Source organism: Oleiphilus sp. HI0123 (assembly GCF_001635315.1).
On sequence record NZ_LWGE01001082.1, the window covers coordinates 1 to 1,621 of the forward strand.

At 42.4% G+C, this 1,621-nt stretch carries 2 protein-coding genes; one reads left to right on the plus strand and one right to left on the minus strand.

What is annotated here, in order from left to right:
* Positions 1-726 (plus strand): methyl-accepting chemotaxis protein (locus A3761_RS10500; protein ID WP_231881207.1); only part of this gene is annotated, 726 nt, incomplete at its 5' end.
* Between the two features lie 239 nt (positions 727-965).
* On the opposite strand, the gene A3761_RS10505 is transcribed toward A3761_RS10500, so the two are convergent.
* A complete protein-coding gene (locus A3761_RS10505) occupies positions 966-1,265 on the minus strand; it encodes a PilZ domain-containing protein (RefSeq protein WP_068509454.1) in 300 nt (99 codons plus the stop codon).
* Positions 1,266-1,621 lie beyond the last annotated feature (356 nt).

Here is a 1,621-nt window from a genome sequence, read left to right on the forward strand (position 1 = left end):
ATCGCTACAGCCATCAATCAGATGTCCTCAAGTGGTCGAGAAATTGCTCAAAATACCGAAAACGCGGCGAGAAGTGCGACCGAAGCGAAAATTGTCAGTGAAGAAGCCGAACAAATTGTCACCGAAGCAATCTCGACTATCGGCAGTTTATCAGCTGAAATTGAGGATGCCACAGGCGTCATCTCAACACTTGAAGATGAGGTCAATCAAATTGTAAACGTCCTCAACGTGATCGTTGGAATCGCGGAACAAACAAACCTCCTTGCTCTCAATGCCGCAATCGAAGCTGCGCGAGCAGGTGAGCACGGTAGAGGATTTGCTGTTGTTGCTGATGAAGTTAGAGGCTTGGCAGGACGCACTCAACAAAGCACAGAAGAAATACAAGAAATGATTGATCGACTCAAAAGTGGATCACAGAGAGCCGTCGAAGTCATGACACGAAGTAATGAACAAAGTCAAAGTACCGTTCGTCAAAGTGAACAAGTACAACGATCACTTAACCAAATTGCTTCTTCGATTTCAGTTATAAATGAGATTAACCAACTAGTAGCAAGCGCTTCAGAAGAACAGTCATGCGTGTGTGAAGAAATGGAGAAGAATGTTCAAACGGTTGTTGAAGTCGCCACCACGACCAGCGAGGGCATGGAACAAACTTCTGCAAGCTGCCAACAAGCAAACCAACTAAATCAGGATTTGTCCGACTTAGTTAACCGCTTTAAGGTCTGAGCAAGCTTATTCAATTGCTCAATAAAAAGGAAACTGATAGTCACTGCTGTATCATATTTTTTTAATCGTTCTATGTATACGAATCGATTAACTAGGTCTATATAGGAAACGCAAAGACACAGCAGAGATTAGGTTTACTACTCACCTAAGTCGAGACAAGTAGATCTCATAAATTTCAGAGGGACTATAAACCAAACCGCTTACATTGGTTAAAATTAGATCCCTCCGTCGCTTTTTGACTACTGCATGCTTTGTATTTGTACGCCGTGTAGATATCGACCCGATTCGATCTGGGTTGTTCGTACAACCGTCGCCTTGCTAACCAAGTCGGGCACTATTCCCATCTCTGAGCGGATACAGGCCTCAATACATTCACCTGCGTTAATCGCCCTATCAAGTTCAACTTGCATGCCATTTACACTAAGATCGAGGCAAGTGCCCTCAATATAGTTTCCAGTATCCAGTTTTACCTGGATAGGCGTGTCTAGCTTCATACGGATATGGTCACGTTTCTCATCATAATTTCTAACATTGATCATAGATAATTCCTCAACAACTGGATGCAGGACTGCTCAAGGCCTAAAAGTCAGACTCTTGAACCAACACTAAATATTAATCAAAGGTCGTACCGTAAAAACAGATACTTCTTACCATCAACACCTTGCGGCACACTTCTAGAATTTGAATAAAGCAAGGCACTAATAATTGGTCAAAAAAACGGCAATGATCATCCGAGTGGGAATTGGCGTCTGAGTAAAGTGCCTCTCCCCCTTTATTTCTCTTCTCATTGACATTACTGGTAATGACATTAGGATACTTAGCCTGAAACGTATCACCATCCTAAAAGAGTATTATCACACATGAAAAAATTCTGGCTCATGCTACCTGTGCTGTT